Below are 19767 nucleotides of genomic sequence, written 5' to 3'. Positions count from 1 at the left end.
CTTACAAATCCCTACGCCGCTGTTGGTTTAACCTAATCTTCGATTCGTTCCCCTGCTCCGTGGCCTCATAGAATACTCTCCGTGAGAGCTGCTTCGGCAAATATTCTTGTTTCACGTAATGCCCCGGATAGTTGTGTGGATATTGATAACCCTCATGTCCAAGCTTCACGGCACCAGAGTAATGCGTATCTCGCAAGTGAAGCGGAACTTCTGCCGATTTTACCTCATCAATGGCGTTCATGGCTTTGGAAATGGCGGTATACACCGCATTGGATTTTGGACTTTCGACCGCAAACAGAATCGCTTGTGCAATGTTCAGCTTGGCTTCGGGCCAGCCGTTATTTCGGTACGCATCAAGCGCTCCAATCGCCTGAGTCATGGCTTGCGGGTTCGCAAGTCCAATATCTTCACTGCTCGCTGCAATCAGACGCCGAATGAAGGTCATCGGGTCCATGCCGAGCTTCTCCACCGCGTATAAAAACCAGAACAGCGCCGCATCACTGGAACCCCGAATGCTCTTGTGAAATGCAGACAGCACATCATACTGGGTGGATTCATCTGCCTTCACAATGGGGCGTCGAATAGACTCTTCTGCTACACCAAGCGTAATATGAATGGACCCATCCTTCTCCGGTGGCGTGGTCAACGCAGCCAGTTCAAGCGCGTTAAGCGCACGCCGAATATCTCCGTTGGCCATCGTTGCAATATGCTCAAGCGCCTCATCGTCCGCCTGCAGTTCCATGAACCCCAGACCTTTGTCCGCATCACTCAATGCTCTGCGCATTGCAATTAGGGAATGATCCTTATTTAGCGATTCTAGCTGGAACAGAGTAGAACGGCTCATCAAGGCTCCATTGACATAATGAAAGGGATTCTCTGTTGTTGCACCGATAAAAATAATCGTGCCCTTTTCTACCGCTGGCAATAGCGCATCCTGACGTGAACTGTTAAACCGATGTACCTCGTCGAGGAATAGAATGGTTTTGGTTCCATACAGCTGTTTGTTCGTTTGCGCCTGTTCGATGACTTCACGCACATCCTTGACGGAAGCTTCCACTGCATTCAGTCGAACGAACTGTCCTTGCGTTTGCTGAGAAATAATATGTGCAAGGGTTGTCTTACCGCATCCCGGAGGGCCGTATAACAAGATGGATGATATCTGATCAGCCTCAATGGCGCGCCGGAGCAATTTCCCCGGTCCAATAATATGTTCCTGTCCAATATATTCATCCAGATGCTCTGGCCGCATGCGGTCTGCGAGCAATCTAGCTTGTGGTTTTGAGTCTTGCTGAAACGAAAATAAATCCATTGCTCATCACTTCCTTAACGGATTGCCTTGCCTTGAATACAATTACACTTCTGATGGTTCTCCACTCTCTATCATATCATACTCTCGCGGTAACATAGCCATAAATGCATGAAGTGCACTGCTGACAAAGGCATCCTTGCGAGTAATAAAATGAGTCATCATACGATTCATACCGACGGGGAGTGTATGCGTGCGCAGTAATCCATTTTCGATCTGATGCCTAATCACAATCTCTGGTAATAAGGAAATTCCCATACCTGAAGTAACCCCACTAATAATCGCTTCAAGGGTTCCGAATTCCATAATTACTGGGCGGGTAACACCACCCACCTCTAACCATTCCTCCAAAACCTGACGATAGGAACACCCCATGCTGTAGACAAGAATGGGTTTACTCTTAAGATCTTCATCCGTAGGACCCATACCAGAATAGACAACAAATAGTTCCTCATCAAATATGGGAATAGAAACGATATCAGGATGATCACAGGGACAGCCTATAAATGCTCCCTCCAATTCATACCCAATAACCTGATCCATAAGCACCTGCGAATTACCAGTAACCAGTGACAAGGAGACACCTGGATACTGTTTATAATATCTGACGAAAAGTTCAGGTAGTCGCACGGCCGCCGCGGTTTGTGTAGACCCTATTCGCATTGGACCCGATGGTGTGCTCGTCGCCCGAAGTGCCTTGGAAGCATCATTCAGCAAACCAATAATTTTATCTGCATAGGTCAGCAACATTTCTCCGGCTGGAGATAACGTCATGCCTCGGTTATGACGAATGAACAACGTTGTACCTACTTCTGCTTCCAGATGCCGGATTCGTGCCGTTACGTTGGATTGCACATACCCCAGTTTAGAAGCAGCTTTGGTCAGATTCCCTTCCTGTGCAACACACTGAAATATTCTAAGATCCCCGCTCTCCATGGTCCCTCCACTCTGACATCATTCAAAATGATATCCGCTTCATTACCAATCATTATACTTCATGTGTAAACCGGACTACAATTCATGTAGATCCCAAACCAGTCAGCTGACTGGGTGATGATAAGGAGTGTTCAACATGACATACTGGAAAAATAGAGTTGCTCTGATCACAGGTGGTGGAACAGGCATAGGCCGTGCTGTAAGTCTGATACTAGCCGAGCGTGGAGCGTCGGTTGCCATCAACTACTCCCGCTCACGAGATGCAGCAAACGATACAGTCCAACACATTTTGGATTCAGGAGGCAATGCATTCGCCGTTCAAGCCAATGTAGCCAATGATCTTGATATCCGGCGGATGGTCACTACAATAACTGAAACCTACGGCCCAATCACTGCACTTGTAAATAACGCCGGAATCACGCACCATATCCCCATGCACGATCTGGAGTCTGTTAAAGATGACGTCTGGAATGAGCTGCTTGATGTGAATGTGAAAGGCATGTTTCATTGCGCTCGTGCAGTGACGGAAGGCATGAGACAGGCTGGCGGTGGTTCTATCGTAAATCTGGGCAGCATCGCAGGCAGTACGGGCTCGGGCTCCTCCCTCCCTTACGCCGTCTCCAAAGCGGCAGTTCATGGGCTGACCTTGTCACTTGCGCACGCACTCTCACCACACATTCGGGTGAATGCTATCGTTCCGGGCGCAGTTGCTACAAGGTGGTGGGCTGGAAACGAGGAGCGAATGTATCGTCTCGGCGGAGAAGTGTTATTACAACATATTGCCTCACCTGAAGATATCGCACACATGATCTGTGCTGCGCTGGAACAGCAATCCATGACCGGGCAGCTAATTACTGTAGATAGCGGACAGACGTTATGAGCTCCAGTCATGATAAAGATACCCGGGTCATCAAACCACTGAAATATACACTATTGATCATTTTGACAACGCTAATCATGGGTACTTCTTTTCCAGTTGGCAAGATCGGCATGTTATATGCCCCACCTTTCCTGCTCATGGGCATACGTTATATACTGGCAGGTGGCTTGATGGCCTTGTTCCTTCGTAAACGTCCTTTACCTAATGGATGGCAGTCATGGTTGAAAATAACCCTCATTGGCTTGTTCCAATCCGCAGGAGTGATGGGCTGTGCCTACTACAGCATGAACTGGATTACATCCGGTGAATCCGCCATTATTACGTTTACCAATCCGCTACTGGTCATTATCCTCAGTGCTCTCTTATATAGAGTGATCTACCGTTTCAGTCAGTGGATCGGTGTTATACTCGGTTTCATCGGGATAATGTTAACTTTTGGGTGGCAGATGAGCTTTAGCCCCGGAACCTGGATTGGATTTGGTGGAGCGATTTCCTTTGCCGTGTCCACATTGCTCATCAAACGCTGGGGTAATGGCTATGATACTTTTGTCTTAACAGCCTATCAGATGCTTGCTGGAGGTGCTGCGTTGCTTCTGCTGAGCGTATGGACTGAACAGCCTCACTTTATAATGAATACCACCTCGGTTATGGCGCTGCTCTGGTTAACGCTTGTTTGCTCCATCATTCAGTTTTCACTCTGGTTTTACCTGCTGCAGAATAGTGACCCAGCCCAAACCAGTTCGTATCTGTTTCTGGCACCGTTCTTTGGTGTACTATCGAGTTGGATTTTGCTGGGAGAGCACGTTCAGTGGTTTGCATTGGCAGGTGGTTTATTTATTGGTGTTGGCATATTCCTGGTGAACCGTCGCTCATCCAGATTGAGAAATAGGGTACCCTAACTAAACTCTCCCTGTCTTTCTTCCTTGGGAGATTAAATCGATAATGCCTCACCTATGTTTGGTGAGGCACGTTTTTCTTTACTTGTGCAAGAGGCAGAGTTGGCATAAGAAATTGCAATTATTCATTTAGCCACGATGGTATCCCCATACCCGAAATATCTACAATGTCAAATCTTTCTTTAAATGACATACCATTTGGATCAGAGACCAAGTTAGCTCTAGTCAACAAACCAATAACTAGATGCCCCTCTGGATCATCATTAATCGCCAACTGACTCCACCAATGGAGTATTCCAGTAAAATCATCAATTTTCTCAATTAAATTCTTACACTCTTCACTATTCGTTTCCATGATATTTAATAAAAGCTTATTGATAATAGCGAAAGGTTCATTATTTTTCAAAGCTGGAGCTAGTAAAACCTCGTGACTCGGTACGTTATTTCCAGTTACTTCCCCTCTTCTAACCATAAAAGATAGGTTTGATCCTGAAATTTCCGATCCACAATTAAAAGCTAACATAAAGGCATTTTTACTTAATTCATACTGTTTAGTAGTATAGGCTTCGAAACCTATAGAGTTGATCTCACCAAGAATACTCGCGAAGTAATCTTGACTCATAGTTCCAATTAATTGCTTAATATCCAAAAATAATTCAAGTGCTTCTTTTAATTTCCCCAAACCTCTCAGGCAATCACTTTTATTAATTTTAAATGAATATTCAAATGATTCCTCATGTAATTCTGTATCACTGTAATAAGTACTCTCTATTAAATCATGTGTCATGAGAGACTCTTCATATCTCTCTAAATTGCATAATCCTATTGCTCTAGATAATAAAGATTTTTTTGCTATAATTCTCAAATCGTACTCTGTTTCGTCCTTTAATTTGATATAAAGAGAATTTAATTCTTTAACTGATTTTGATTCATCTCCTAGTCTCCCCACAGTCAATGCTTTTTTGTAAAAACTGCTTTGAATTATTTCATTTAATATTTTATCTTTACCAAAGTTTTTGAATTTCATAATGATTTCTTTATAAATATTAAGCGCATTCGAATCATCCTCCAAATTTGTAAAATTTAGAGCTTTATTAGATAATGCAAATGCAACATATCTCTTAACCTTTATTTCTTTAATTTTTTGGACTTTTTCGATAAAAGTGTCAATAACCGTATTAGAGGATTCATACTTCTCTGCCTTCGCTAACGCAAATACTTTACCTAAATAAGACTGTGCGAACAAATCTACATTCGAATTATTAAGTTTTTCAACCGTAGAAATAATCTCATCGTATACAGTCACAGCTTCATTAAAATTTCCCATTGCAACATATGTATCAGCTTTCTTAAGCTGTACAGTATCTGATATTTGATCTGACTGGCTATAATATTTGTGAATTTTTTCATACATTTTAATCGCTTCACTATGATTACCAATATTATGTAAATATCGTCCTTTATTCATCATTGCATTTGCCGCAAGTTCTTTCAAAGACGACTCATCATCATCAGTGTATCTTTTCGTAATTTCATCAAACGTATCTAATGCCTCATTATGTCGCTGAAGTTTGGTCAAAGTTTCTCCTTTATTCTTTAAGGATTTAGCCACTGTCTCTTTTATATTGAGTTCTTCACTTTCACCAAATAAAATTAGCATTTCATTATAAACTTCTAATTCTCTATCTAATAGATTTTTAGAATTTAGGATTATTGATTTTATATATAGAGATAGACATATAAAGTGTTGAATTTTCGGATGACTATCATTACAAAATTCAAGTTTAAATGTATCTAGAACTTCTAAAGATTCAATTATGTCGGTATTTTCTTTAAACATAGTTGTAGCTTTCTTTAGATAGGATGTTGCTACTATATTCCTAACATTTTGTGTCTTAATATCTGAATATTCTTCAATAATTAAATTATAAGCTTTGATTTCATCTTGAAATTTTTCCATGCCTTCATAGATAAGACCTTTACGAAATATTGCTCGAACCACGTAATAGACAAATTGTTCCTCAATGAAATTTAAGATTAATTCATCATATACCACTAAAGCTTCATCATAAGATAATTTTTTTTGCAAAATATCTCCTTTACCTAATAATGCTTTGCAAATGATTTTTTTTATAACGCTCAAATCATTATCTTTCTTACTTCTTGTAATAACTTCCATTGATATTTTTTTTATTAAATCGTACCCTTCGTAATTTTCATATAATTTATCAGAAGCAGATAAGATAACATTCAGCAATTCCACATGCTCTTGAAAATCAAACATTGAGTAACTATAATTCATTTGTACTTTATTAATTAATTCTTCGTATTGTGATTTCTTAAGTAACTCTTTAAGTTCTTCTAAAAATAAATTTGTGGTATATTCCTTACTTGCCTTAGCTCTTTCTAGTCTCTCAATAACTTCTTTGAAAAAATACTTACCGTCCTCATTCTCACTCAAATTATCGCTGTCAACCGAACTATTTAAGGACTTCACATAAAACCCTATAGGATCACGTGTGATTTCTGGAGATTCAATGTTAAATTTATTGATGAATTGTTCAAATACTTCTTTAGCATCAAGAAAACCATTATTTTCAACAGAATCTTTTACTCCAAGTAAAATTTGATCGAGATTTTCTTGTGGAAGTTGTTCAATATTTGAATCAGGTACAACAAACTTTACATCACTATTAAACCGAAGCCATTTTGGTAAAGAGTATATGTCATTTTCAGTATAACAAAACCAATACAAGTTAAAAGGTAACGGACTTTCAAGTCTTCTCTTCAATGCTTGCATAAAGACATCATTTTCCCATCCGCTGTACCCAATAACTATTGGAACACGTCTATAGAGCAATGAATCAATGAAAAATGCCATAGTTCGGTTAGTATTTAATTGGCGTTCTGCTCTTTCAATGATTTCTCCACTTAGATTGCAACAATCATAAAACCAATAAGTCCCATGAATATGTACGATTTGAATTTCATTGTTTTCAGGATCTATTTTTTCTACAGTGTGCGGATGATCCGAAACAATGTGTTGTATTCCAAACATACTTAAAGACCTTGATAAAAAATCATCAAAGTTAGTAGTAATAACTAAATTACTTACTACTTTTTGAGACAATAAATGTGCTAATTTTATATTCGCGAGATTAATAGGACGATTATGAAGAATATTTTTTATATAGTTTTGTCTCTGAAATCGATTAGGATAGGCTAATTCAAACCAATCAGAATATGCATCTTGAACAGAAGAACTGTCTGGTGTAAGTTCTCTATTATATTTCAATGCATGTTCTTTACAATGAGTTATAATGTCTCTTGCTAAAGGTGCACTAGGAGAAGAGATCCCTGCTCCTACAAGAAAAAAGTAAGGAGATTTTTTCTTTAAGTGTAGCATTTCATCACAAACTTGTTTAATTTCAAGTATTCCATCATCTAGCATTATTTTTTTTGTTTTATCTGTTTCTTCCATATTATCTACAACTCCCAAGAAATTTTTCATAACAAAATTTTACCATCTAGACTATAATTATTCCATGTGATTTTTCAATATTAACTGTGAATTACATAATTAACTGATTTTTCGTATTCATCCATCCCTCTTACATACATGTTATTTTTCAAAACCATTAAACTTTTTCGCACAAAAGCAAAAAAAGGCAAGCGTTTATGGGAAATTCCAATGAACGTCATGCCTTTTATTGCATAAACAAACTTTATTCACCCAATCTCTGGCCAACCCTGAATGGTTACGGGTTCGCCATCGGGATTATGTGTTGCAGCCGCATAGATCGGCAGTTCACCGTCATGGAACAACCACAATTCGTGCAAAGCCCGTGTACAACCAACGTACAACAGCTTTGCATCACCCGCATTTGGCAGATAATGCTTCTGATCTACGTCTGCCACAATAACGGCATCAAATTCCAACCCTTTGGACAAGTAGACCGGTAAAACGGAGTGTCCACCCGTGTACTGCTTTTTGCCACCATCGATCAGGTTTAGATCCCAGCCTGCGTCCTGAAGTTCACGATGAAGTTCCTCTGCTTCATGCAGTGTACGGGTCAGGATGGAGACGGTTCGGTAGTCTTTGACCGTTAACACCTTCAAAGCCTGCTCCAGACTCGCCGTCCGCCCTTCTCCTCCATAAGCCAACGTCCGAACCGGATCACCACTCCGGAAAACAGGAATCGCCGTAATCCCGCTCTTGACGCCACGTTCCAGAATTGTATTGGCATAATCGATAATTTCCATCGTCGAACGATAACTTCGGGTCAATGCAAAGTATGCATTCTGTTCCTCAGGAAACAGAGAACTCATCTCTTCCCACGCATGAACACCACGGTACTCATGAATGCCTTGGGACAAGTCACCCAGTATGGTGAAGGAATGCCCTTTGACGAACTGATCCAATAACGCCACATGGAAAGGGGAAAAGTCCTGCGCTTCATCAATTACGACATGATCAAACCGCTCCGAACCCTCAATATCATGGACCAATGTATGAATGTATACCAATGCAGGCAGATCCTCTTCACGGACGATATCCTGCTTCAGATCTGCTCCGGTTTGTTTCATGACTAGTTTTGGAATAAGCTCGCTGAGCGAGGCTGGCACAGAGCCACCCTTTGCAGCTTTGAACAGCTGTTTATATAACGTAAGCGGCTCGTATTGAGGCCATTTTTTGGCATAAGCTTTCTCACGAGTAGACGCTTTTTTCTTGCGTTCTTTGCGCACAGCTTCTGGCATCGGTTTCTTAAGTTCCATCTCAATCCAGCGGTGAACCCGCGCCATGACCCGTTCTTTGCGTTTGGCCAGCGGATAATGTTTGTATTCCTCACCGAACCAGTTCTCAATCTCCGTCTTGCTAAGCACCTTACCATCCCATGGACTGAAGTCCATATCCGGTACGGAATCCGCTTCCATCCCCGAGAGCCACTCTCGAATAAGCTCCATGAAACGGATTGATCCTTTGTAACGTCCAGGTACATCATCATTCAATTCAGGCCGTGCATCAGGTGTTTCGAACCAGGTGTTCAAAGTATCCGACGTATTTGCCAAAGGCATCTCCAGCCCCAGCAGGTTCATCGCCCAATCCGGGAATGTCCGCTGCTGAATATCCCCTACTCCGAGTTCCGGAAGCACATCCGAGATGTAATCCAGGAACATGTGGTTGGGTGCAAAAATAACCATTTTCTCCGCAGATACCTGCTCCTTGTACTGATACAGCAAAAAGGCAAGCCGATGCAGGGCAACCGTTGTTTTCCCGGATCCAGCTACACCCTGAATGATCAATGCGGTGTTTCTTGCCGCACGAATGATCAGATCCTGCTCCGCCTGAATCGTAGATACGATGTCACGGAGTTTGTTATCCTTGTTCTCTCCCAGACGATAAACGAGGAATTCATCTGATACCGCTGGCTGGTCGCTGTCACGGTTATATGTATCCGCCACACGTTCCAATATCCGCTGCCGAATGACAACGTTTCGTTTCAGGTATACCAGACCTTCAATAAGCCCTTCCGGGGCTTCATACGTAGCGGAGGCTTCGCCTCCGGTAAATGAGTAAAACAGGCTGGCGACAGGAGCACGCCAATCGATGACGAGCGGATGCTCTCCCACCTCTTCGCGGTCTACGCCGATTTTGCCAATATACAGCGGTTTCCGTGCACCACTGCCCTGTTCTTCGAAATCCAAGCGTCCGAAATAGGGTTGCTGCGCGCTCTTGGACAAGGCGGTGCGGCGCTCTTCGCGTCCAGCTTCCAGCACTTGTTCTGTGAAGTCGTGGCCGGTATACACCGGAATGTTCTGCAGTCGTTCCAGCTGACTGTCCACTTCCTCCATCGTTCGCTCTAACCTGTACTCTTCTTCTTGATAGGCACTTTGAAAGCTGTCTGACATGTTTCAGTTACCTCCTAAGAATATGTTTTGCTCTGCATCACCTAGATCTGGAAATACAAAAGGATACTTACTATATCACATAGGGCAATTGAAAGCCACATCCGTTTTGCTGGCTTACTTTTGTAAGACATGAGCTCATCTGAATTGATAATTAATGATGGCACTGACAAGCGCACAACAACCAAACAAAATAAACCACCAGGCCCACTTGTTTCTGGCCTGCCTGCGCCTGCCGTTCAATGCGCCGTAAATCCCAATTAGCAGTACGATGGAGGAAAAGCTAATTCCTACGATCCAACCAGCCATGATATCTGCCCCCTTGGTTTTCAGTACACAATCGGTGTCTCATTTCCTGGATTTCAGATGAAAAGCTCCTCCTCGAATATCCACTTGGAATTCACTTTTTCCACTTTTGTGTATTAGATTATTGCTGTCCCCATGAAGGGGAGTCAGATCAAATTCACTATTTAATGCTCCTGATCTTTCTTTAAGTATAATTTGGAAACCTTCGTTATCTGGGATGGAAACCACTGCCTTTGCCCCTGTGGATACGGAATGTAATTTCTCTGGCATCTTGAGACAGTCCATATTTAATTTTCTGCCTAATGTGGTAATTTGCAAGTGACGAAACTCCCCCGAAATGTCGATCTTGGCTGAATGGGATTGAAGATTGAATTTATCTGCACTAAGGTGCTGCCCTTTCACTACGGATGCCAATGCGCACAGTTCAAGCTCATCCATCCTCCCTGATAGATCTACACGACCTGAGGTGATCTTACATTGACAGCGAGTGGCCAGAAGCGAATTCAACCGGAGGTGTCCTCCTGTGGAGATCAGCGAAATACTGTTAAAAACCCGAGCTGGTACATGAATCTTCAATGCTGTTCTACCTACATTTAACCCGATGAGTCCTCCCCTTTTTCTCCCGTCCACAATGCTTAAGGTATCCCCTCGTATGTTAACTTGCATCAGCCTTCGCTTGGAAAACCATGCATCCGCATATTGCATAACGTGAATCTGTTCATCCACACTCGGAAGAACTCTGATATCTCCTGACAACCAATTTAACTGTATATCATGAATGGGTTGATCAATGTCTATGCTCTTGCATATGGCAGGCTCACTACTTTTCAATATCTTCTCCCTCTCCATTTCAAACAATCAGGTATATGTTTATTCCGCCTCCGCATAGCCTCCTGTGCTGGCATGGCGATTCGTAATTCGCTGAATGAGCTGTTCGCTAACGATATCTGCTCCCAAGAGCTTCATCATGTGTTGCAAAAACTTAAGCCTTTCCATTGTCTGCTCCTGATCTCTTCCAAATAGAAGAGGGTTGATCCAGATGTTGACGAGCAGCATGAAGATTTCAGCACACTCCAGCGGATATTCGACTGAAATGGACCCATCTTCCTTGCCTTGCTCCATAATGTCGGCAATAATTTGGGCATCCTTCAGAATACCTTTTCTTATGCCGCCAAGAACAAACTGCGGATTCTTGATCTGAGTGCTAAGAACCTGATCAATTGAGTTAGACTGAATTCCAGGATCAACGATAACATTTTCCAAAATACTGATGAGCTTCTGTCTGGCATTTGGAGCATGCGTGTTCTGGATGAGTTCCATAAACATGTCTTCTGCCCGCCCAAGCTCCTTCTCCATCACTGCACTAAGGATATCCTCCTTGGACTTGAAATGATGATATATGGCACCTTTGGACATACCTAATTTTTCTATAATGTCTTGAATACTGGTTTTTTCATATCCCTTTTCGGTAAACATTTGAGTTGAGACTGCCAGAATCAGGTCCAGTGTCTGCTCAGGGTATTTATTTCTGGCCATAAGTTCCTCCTCATTCATACCAACGGTCGGTATCCAAAATATAGATTATGTTGGTCTTAATGTCAATATGAGGAATTTAAACAAAAAGAAAAAAGGATCTCCGTTGAAATACCTCATGGGTATAACGGAAACCCTCCAATAATGGAGATTACTCTTCTATTTGTACTATTGCTGCGTTGCCTTCCTGTGCCACAAACTGCTTCTGTGCCAACTCACGATATACCGGATGATTGCTGATCAATTCAGCATGAGTTCCGGTTCCGGTAACATGTCCATGCTCCAATACAACAATTTGATCGGACTCGACAACGGTAGATAACCGATGGGCAATAACAATTGTGGTTCTGCCTTCCATCAGGTTGGACAAAGCCTGTTGTACTTCATACTCCGAGGTGCTATCCAAACTGGATGTTGCTTCATCCAACATAAGAATATCCGGACTGCGCAGTAAGGCTCGAGCAATAGCAATTCGCTGACGTTGCCCCCCGGATAACTTGATTCCTCTCTCGCCCACTTCCGTGTCATAACCCTGTGGCAGCTTGTCTATGAAGTCGGCAGAATAGGCCATCTCAGCAGCTCGCCTTATCTCATCCATCGTGACCTCACGGCCCAATCCGTATGTGATATTGTCTTTGATCGTACCCGCCATAAGTGGACTTTCCTGAGATACATACCCGATCTTGCTGCGCCAGGAGGCTAACGAATATTCCGTTATCGCTTGTCCCCCATATGAAATATGGCCTGAATCGGGCATATAGAACTGCTCCATCAAAGAAAACAGTGTTGATTTGCCGCTACCGCTTGGGCCGACAATCGCCGTCACCTTGCGTGTGGGAACCGTCAGATTGATCCCGTGCAACACTTCCTCACCTGTGACATAGGAAAAGTGTACATCATGGAATGCAATCGTCTCATTTCCTTTTGGCGCTACCTTGGTGCTGTCATGTGGCTCTTCTTCATCAGCAAGAATAGCTTGTATACGCTCTGTTGCACCTACAACTTTTTGCAAACGGGAGTATAACGTCGTGAATTGTCCCATTGGCATAATGACCTGGAACAACAGCAAAATGAACGCAACCAGTTCACCAGGCGACAACAGTCCAGACGCTACACGCATTCCCCCCACACCCAGAATAACGACCAATACGGCAGTCATGACAAATGTAAACAAGGGACCGATCAGAGCAAGAATACGTGCTTCCTGCAAGCCAAAAGCAAACATTTTACGAATCCGGGAATCCCCTGCTTCTGATTCCTGTTTCTCCGTGCCGTAGGCTTTGACTAAGCGGATCTCACCAATAACCTGGCTAAGTACGGACGTAAGACCTGCCATCTCATCCTGCTGTTTCTTGGAAATCTTGTACATTTTTTTACCCACCGGCAACAGGATCAACAGCGTAAGTGGCACCAGACTCAGGATAATGAGCGACATCACCCAATCCAAGTAAAATAGTAATGCCACGCCACCCACAACAGCAACGATGTTCGACACAAAGGAAACCAGATAATCCGCGATCAACGTCATGATCTGGCTTGTATCATTCGTAATCCGGCTCATCGTATCGCCTGTCCGATTACGATCAAAATACGGCATTCGCAGCGACAAGACCTTGTTCCACAGCTTGGTGCGAAGCGTTGCGACCACGCGTTGTCCGGCGTAATTTAACATATAAATGCTAATGCCCGAGGCAATCGCCTGAATCACAAATGCCCCAAGCAATAACAAAATAACAGATTTGTTCAGTGCCGAAGTGGTTAGGCCATCAATCAGACCTTTGGTCATCAATGGCACAATCAGTCCGGCTGTAGTTTGAATCAGAGTTAAGATGAGGGCCAGAATCAAGATCAGTTTTGGCGGGTTCGTGGAAGCGATAAGCTTGACGAAATCCTTAAATCCCTTTTTTCCTACCTTCTGGTCATTCTGCCCTGCTTGTTGCTGCTCTTCCATTCCCGTTCCTCCCGTTCTCCATCTGCTCACCAGAGATCATACGTATGAATTTACATGACGTTGCCTTTTCTTATTACAAGACTCCATGCAACACAAAATTGGCTAAAAAGAGGATGGAAATGCCATACATGACCACAGGCACCTGTTTACCTTGACCTGCTGCCAGCTTCGCTAATGGATAGGCAATAAATCCAAACGCCATACCGTCCACGATGCTATATGTAAATGGAATCATGACCATGATCAGAAATGCTGGGAATGCCTCTGTGAAGTCACCAAAATCCATATCTTTCACACCTTGCACCATCAGGCCACCAATAATGATCAAAATAGGTGCAATTGCACTGTCCGGAATGTATCCAAGCAGTGGGATGAAGAAGAAAGTAGCCCCGAATAATACAGCTGTAACGAGTGGAGTCAAACCTGTGCGACCGCCTGCGGCAATTCCGGCTGTCGTCTCGGCTGCAGCAACAGGAGGACTACTTCCGAATACGCCTGCCAATACGGTACTAATGGATAGTGCGCGCAGACTTCCTTTGAACCGCTCTGGACGACCAATCATCTGTGTCTGAGCAGTAATTAATCCGATATTTTCGAACACCACAATCAACAGTAGCAAAAATACCGCGATCCAGAATGCGACATCAGCCAGCTTCATCAAAGACAATTCCCCAAATAACCCACCGTATTGACGCAGCGCATCCATCGCTGATACGGATTCACCCGGGTTCACAGCACCAAGTACATAGGCAAGGCCTGTCCCGACCAAAATACTGATCAGAAGTCCACCCTGTACGTTCCGTATAAATAAAATCAAGGCAAGCACCAGCGTAACGCAGGCTGTAATGACATTCGGATCATTGAAATGCCCAATCGCAACAAACGTGGTCTGATGCGCGATAACAATTCCACTTTTTTGCAAACCGATAAATGTCAGAAACAAACCAATCCCGACCGTAATGCCATGCTGCAGATTTTTCGGGATTGCTTCGCTGATCATTTTGTATAATGACGTAAACGCAACAATGGCAAACAGTATACCTGTAACGGTTACAACGGCCAGCGCTTCTTGCCAGCTTAATTTCATGGAATGTACAAGTGTATACGTGAAAAATGCATTAATCCCCATTCCGGGTACCACGATAATCGGTGATTTTCCGCCAAATGCCATGAGTAAACAGCCTGCAATAGACGTCAGCAGGGTTCCAACCATGGCTGCCTGTAAGGGCATCCCGGCATCGGAAAGAATTGTAGCATTGACCATAACGATATAGACCACGGCAAAATAAGAAATGGCTCCCGCCACAATTTCCTTCTTCCACTGGTCTCCTGGCTCCATGCCAAGACGTCTGGTCATCCATCCGTGTTTCATTTCGTTCTATTCCCCTCTCTCTATATAGGCTGAATAACTGAGTATTTACACTCTACCACTACGCGGACAGAACAACCTTCCGATCGCTGTTATCCCCAGATTTTTTGATTAAATTTTTTAAATGTACAAATCCGGTGATAAAGGCGAGCGCTCTGCTTCTTCAGGTTTCTTCTGTCCTCTTCGTTCTTGTGTAAATCTTATTCAGCTTATATGGCCGCAAATCTTTATGTATGTATCATCATTTCGCGCAGCAGTGAATATCATACACGGTTTTGACTTTGAAGTACATGACGTAACTCTGACATTTATCTAGGAATACAGTTCGGCTATCATAGACGATTGACGTCCCATCCGCTCCTCTCTTGCGAAGTATGATCACACAAAAAAGCGCAGATGCCTTATCGGCATCCACGCTTCTTCAGTTGGCAGCAAGTTACTGCTGCTTGTTCTCTGCAATTTCTAACAAATCCTTAATCGCAACACTGACCATAATCAGTCCGGCTACCGGAGGCACAAATGAGTTACTCGCAGGTGGCTGTTTAGCCTTGCGAATTTCCGGAGCATTCTCGGGAACGATTTTTTGTGTTACGTCCTCACGCGGTTTCATCGGCTTTTCAGTCGAGAAGACCACTTTCACACCTTTTTTGATGCCGTCTTTACGAAGTGTGGTACGCACAACACGGGCAATCGGGTCCATGGTCGTTTTCGAAATATCCGCAACCTGGAATTTCGTCGGGTCCATTTTATTCGCCGCACCCATGCTGGAAATCATCGGAATTTTACGTTTCAGGCACTCTTTAATGAGATGGATTTTGTAGATAATCGTGTCGGATGCATCCAGCACATAATCCAGTTCATATTTGAACAATTCCTCATACGTTTCTTCCGTGTAAAACATATTTAATGCAATTGCATCACATTCCGGATTGATCAATTTCACACGTTCCACCATCAGGTCCGCTTTTTTCTGTCCCACTGTCGTGGTCAGCGCATGAATCTGGCGGTTAATATTGGTGATGTCCACGACGTCTTTATCAATCAGAATGATGCGCCCAACACCGCTACGGGCAAGAGCTTCTACAGCAATTCCACCTACGCCGCCAATACCGAGCACAGCGACTGTACTATTCTTCAACGTGTCCAGACCTTCTGGTCCGATCGCAAGTTCTGTTCTTGAAAATTGATGGAGCATTGAGAATCGATGCCTCCTTTATTTCTTTTCCGCTACCGGTTTACGGGCTACGCGGATATGAAGTTGTTCCAATTGCGAGTCATCCACTTCGGAAGGTGCATTCATCAGCAGATCCGTTGCACTTGCCGTTTTCGGGAAGGCAATCGTTTCACGCAGATTCGTGCGGCCCGCCAGCAACATCACGAGGCGGTCCAGACCAAAGGCAATACCACCATGCGGTGGAGTTCCATATTCGAATGCTTCCAACAGATAGCCGAATTTCTCATTCGCTACTTCTGGTGAGAGTCCAAGGGCAGCAAACATTTTCTCCTGAACATCACGTTTGTAGATACGCATCGAACCGCCACCTACTTCATAACCATTGAGAACAAGGTCATAGGCTTGAGCGCGGATTGCACCCGGATCAGTGTCGAAGAGATGTACATCTTCATCTTTTGGACGTGTGAACGGATGGTGTTCTGCCACATAACGTTTCGCATCTTCATCATATCCGAGGAGTGGGAAGTCCACAACCCAAGCAAATTTGAATTTGCTGTCATCGATCAATCCAAGTTGACGGCCGATTTTCAGACGCAATGCGCCAAGAACGTCAGCAACCACTTTTTTCGTGTCTGCGGAGAAGAGCAACAAGTCGCCATCCTCAGCACCAGTACGTTCTTTGACCGCTTCGATTTCTTCAGGCGTGAAGAACTTCACGATTGGCCCTTTGAACTCGCCGTCTTTCACTTGAATCCAAGCCAGACCTTTCGCACCGTAACGTGCAGCAAATGGTCCAAGATCATCGATCTCTTTACGGCTCCATGTGCCACAGCCTTTAGCGTTCAGTACTTTCACTTCTCCACCTTTTTCGATGACAGAAGCAAATACTTTCACACCACTGTTTGCTACGATATCGTTCATTTCAACCAGTTCCATACCAAAGCGCAGATCTGGTTTGTCTGAACCGTATTTACCCATTGCATCTGCATACGTAATGCGTTGGAAAGGCAGTTCCAGCTCAACACCTTTGGTTTCACGCAGCAATTTGGCCATCAGTTCTTCCATCATTGGCAGCAGGTCATCCTGTTGCAGGAAGGAAGTCTCGATGTCGACTTGAGTGAATTCAGGTTGACGGTCTGCACGCAGATCCTCATCCCGGAAACAGCGAGCGATCTGGTAATAACGTTCAACGCCACCCACCATCAGCAATTGTTTGTAGATTTGTGGAGATTGTGGCAGGGCGAAGAATTCACCTTCATGCACACGGCTCGGTACGAGATAATCACGCGCACCTTCCGGGGAGCTCTTGGTCAGGATCGGTGTTTCCACTTCAACGAACTCTTCTCCATCCAGGTAGTCACGGAACACTTTGGATGCTTTGGAACGCAGTTTCAGTGTTTCGAACATTTCCGGACGACGCAGGTCTAGGTAACGATATTTCAAACGAAGGGATTCATCAACTTCGACACCATCTTCAATGAAGAATGGAGGTGTTTTGGCTGCGTTCAGCACTTCGATTTCTGTGATTTGAACTTCAATTTCGCCTGTAGGCAGGTTTTTGTTAACTGTTTCTGCATCACGTTTAACAACTTTACCCGTTACAGCGATAACATACTCGCTACGTACGCGATCTGCGATTTGCAGAGCTTCACCGGAATAAGCCGGGTTAAAGACAACTTGTACAATCCCGCTGCGATCACGCAGGTCGATGAAGAGTACGCCTCCCAAGTCACGGCGGGTCTGAACCCAACCGTTCAATGTTACTGTTTCACCGATGTGTGCGGGTGTTAATGCGCCGCAATGATGACTTCTTTTCATAACCAAACTCCTCATTATGTGAATTTCCGTTCTGTATGGGCAGTTAGTACCTGCTCTTCAACAGTCCGGTTACGTGTAGACCATGTATTCGAAAAGGCATATTCTCTCTGGCTCGTCAACTTCCGATTAGTCGAAAATGTTAGTGAACCTCAGTAATTTTGCCGGATCAATTGTTTTACTTGAATGTTTAAGATTTAATGTAACACTTCGTGCTTATTTACCTTCGCGAATTGCCGCTACCAGATCATCAAGCTTCACGGTTTGTTGCTCACCCGTATCCATCGATTTGAGGGCGATCTCACCACGCTCCAGCTCGTCATCACCAAGGATGGCAGTGTAGCGGGATTTGAAACGATCAGCTGATTTCATCTGTGCTTTCATCTTGCGGCCCAGATAATCACGTTCCCCAGACAGTCCAGACTGACGAAGTTTGAACAACAGACGGTTCACTTCACGATCAGCTGCTTCTCCCAGAGCAACAAAGTATACATCCAGTGGAGCCAGTGTAGTAACCTCAATTTTTTGGTGCTCCAGAATCAGTTGAATACGCTCCAGACCAATACCGAAGCCAATACCCGGCTGATCAGGTCCGCCGATATCTCCAACCAGACCATTGTAACGACCACCGCCGCCAACCGTATCAATCGCTCCAATACCTTGGGCTTTTAATTCAAACGCAGTCAGGGTGTAATAATCCAAACCTCGTACCAGACGATTGTTCACAGCATAATCCACTCCGAAATCATCCAGGTATGCCTGCAGCTTGGCAAAGTGATTCAAAGACTCTTCATCCAGGCTATCCAGTATGGAAGGTGCCCCTACGAATTTGTCCTGATCGACTTTGCAGTCGAGCACACGCAGGGGATTACGCTCCATGCGTGACTGACAGTCCTTACACAGGCTGTCTTTCATCGGTCTGAGGAACCCAAGTAACGTCTCGCGGTATTCTGCACGGCTGGTTGAGTTACCAACGGAGTTGATCTCCACTTTGACATCCTTTAAGCCGAGTTCTACACACAACTGGTATCCAAGTGCGATTACTTCCGCATCAATTGCCGGGTCCAGCGCACCGATGGCTTCTACACCAAACTGGTGAAACTGACGCTGACGGCCTGCCTGCGGACGCTCGTACCGGAACATTGGACCGATGTAATATAGCTTGCTCACATCCGGTTCGCCGTAGATTTTATTCTCTACATACGCACGGACAACACCCGCTGTTCCCTCCGGACGAAGAGTCATGCTGCGATTACCTTTGTCATCAAAGGTATACATTTCTTTCTCAACGATATCGGTAGTCTCTCCTACACCGCGTACAAATAAAGAAGTCTGTTCGAAGATCGGTGTACGAATCTCACGGTAATTAAACCGTCGACACAGATCTCGTGCTTTTTCTTCTACGTACTGCCATTTCTCGACAACTCCAGGCAGTAAGTCCTGCGTTCCAGTCGGTTTTTGAAAAGCCATCTTGATCCCTCCAGCATTGATTTTTTTCTCTAAAAGTTAATCCAGAAATGTTACACCTGGTCTCTCCGACTGTAGTACCATCTTTCGATCGCTGTTATCCCCAGATTTTTTGAATTAATTTTCCAATGTGAAAATCCGGGGATAGCATATGCTTCCGATGCAGCTTTCTTTCAGAAAGCTTTTAGACGAACGCTTCGCTTCTACAGATTGGTTCTACAATCTCC

At 44.0% G+C, this 19767-nt stretch carries 14 protein-coding genes; 2 read left to right on the top strand and 12 right to left on the bottom strand.

All coding sequences use genetic code 11. The features are described from left to right. Position 1 precedes the first annotated feature (1 nt). Positions 2–1309 carry a replication-associated recombination protein A gene (locus NSQ38_RS12100; RefSeq protein WP_091027662.1) on the bottom strand — a complete coding sequence of 436 codons (1308 nt, stop codon included), beginning with the start codon at positions 1307–1309 and terminating at the stop codon, positions 2–4. A 42-nt stretch (positions 1310–1351) separates the two neighbouring features. Then, on the bottom strand, positions 1352–2242 hold the full coding sequence (locus NSQ38_RS12095) for a LysR family transcriptional regulator (protein ID WP_339789416.1): 891 nt from the start codon (positions 2240–2242) through the stop codon (positions 1352–1354). Positions 2243–2378: 136 nt separating this feature from the next. On the opposite strand from NSQ38_RS12095, the gene NSQ38_RS12090 reads away from it, so the two are divergent. After that, a complete protein-coding gene (locus tag NSQ38_RS12090; protein WP_339789414.1) occupies positions 2379–3122 on the top strand; it encodes an SDR family NAD(P)-dependent oxidoreductase in 744 nt (247 codons plus the stop codon). After that, on the top strand, positions 3119–4021 hold the full coding sequence (locus NSQ38_RS12085; RefSeq protein WP_339789411.1) for an EamA family transporter: 903 nt from the start codon (positions 3119–3121) through the stop codon (positions 4019–4021). The genes NSQ38_RS12090 and NSQ38_RS12085 overlap by 4 nt, the downstream gene beginning before the upstream one ends. A gap of 118 nt (positions 4022–4139) precedes the next feature. Here NSQ38_RS12085 and NSQ38_RS12080 read toward each other — a convergent pair whose 3' ends face one another. The 10 genes from NSQ38_RS12080 to hisS form a co-directional block, all read right to left on the bottom strand. Beyond that, on the bottom strand, positions 4140–7499 hold the full coding sequence (locus tag NSQ38_RS12080; protein WP_339789408.1) for an SIR2 family protein: 3360 nt from the start codon (positions 7497–7499) through the stop codon (positions 4140–4142). 248 nt (positions 7500–7747) lie between these two features. Further along, positions 7748–9928 (bottom strand): UvrD-helicase domain-containing protein, encoded by a 2181-nt coding sequence (locus tag NSQ38_RS12075; protein WP_339789405.1) that lies wholly within the window; start codon positions 9926–9928, stop codon positions 7748–7750. Positions 9929–10063: 135 nt separating this feature from the next. Continuing rightward, complete coding sequence (locus NSQ38_RS12070; RefSeq protein WP_176872515.1) at positions 10064–10234, bottom strand: hypothetical protein; 171 nt, start codon at positions 10232–10234, stop codon at positions 10064–10066. Positions 10235–10273: 39 nt separating this feature from the next. Then, on the bottom strand, positions 10274–11080 hold the full coding sequence (locus tag NSQ38_RS12065; RefSeq protein WP_339789402.1) for a DUF4097 family beta strand repeat-containing protein: 807 nt from the start codon (positions 11078–11080) through the stop codon (positions 10274–10276). Positions 11081–11101: 21 nt separating this feature from the next. Further along, on the bottom strand, positions 11102–11767 hold the full coding sequence (locus NSQ38_RS12060) for a TetR/AcrR family transcriptional regulator (protein ID WP_339789399.1): 666 nt from the start codon (positions 11765–11767) through the stop codon (positions 11102–11104). 148 nt (positions 11768–11915) lie between these two features. Then, positions 11916–13715 (bottom strand): ABC transporter ATP-binding protein, encoded by a 1800-nt coding sequence (locus NSQ38_RS12055; RefSeq protein WP_339789397.1) that lies wholly within the window; start codon positions 13713–13715, stop codon positions 11916–11918. Between the two features lie 73 nt (positions 13716–13788). After that, positions 13789–15087, bottom strand: a complete 1299-nt coding sequence (locus tag NSQ38_RS12050; RefSeq protein ID WP_339789394.1) for an NCS2 family permease — start codon at positions 15085–15087, stop codon at positions 13789–13791. Between the two features lie 433 nt (positions 15088–15520). After that, on the bottom strand, positions 15521–16279 hold the full coding sequence (locus NSQ38_RS12045; protein ID WP_076320351.1) for a tRNA threonylcarbamoyladenosine dehydratase: 759 nt from the start codon (positions 16277–16279) through the stop codon (positions 15521–15523). A gap of 18 nt (positions 16280–16297) precedes the next feature. Continuing rightward, positions 16298–18076, bottom strand: coding sequence for an aspartate--tRNA ligase (gene aspS, locus NSQ38_RS12040; protein WP_336765247.1), 1779 nt, complete (start codon positions 18074–18076; stop codon positions 16298–16300). 213 nt (positions 18077–18289) lie between these two features. Next, a complete protein-coding gene (gene hisS / locus NSQ38_RS12035) occupies positions 18290–19543 on the bottom strand; it encodes a histidine--tRNA ligase (protein ID WP_315938409.1) in 1254 nt (417 codons plus the stop codon). Between the last annotated feature and the right edge of the window lie 224 nt (positions 19544–19767).

The organism is Paenibacillus sp. FSL R7-0313 (genome assembly GCF_037969885.1).
GTDB lineage: Bacteria > Bacillota > Bacilli > Paenibacillales > Paenibacillaceae > Paenibacillus.
This window is presented reverse-complemented; position numbering and strand designations above follow the sequence as displayed.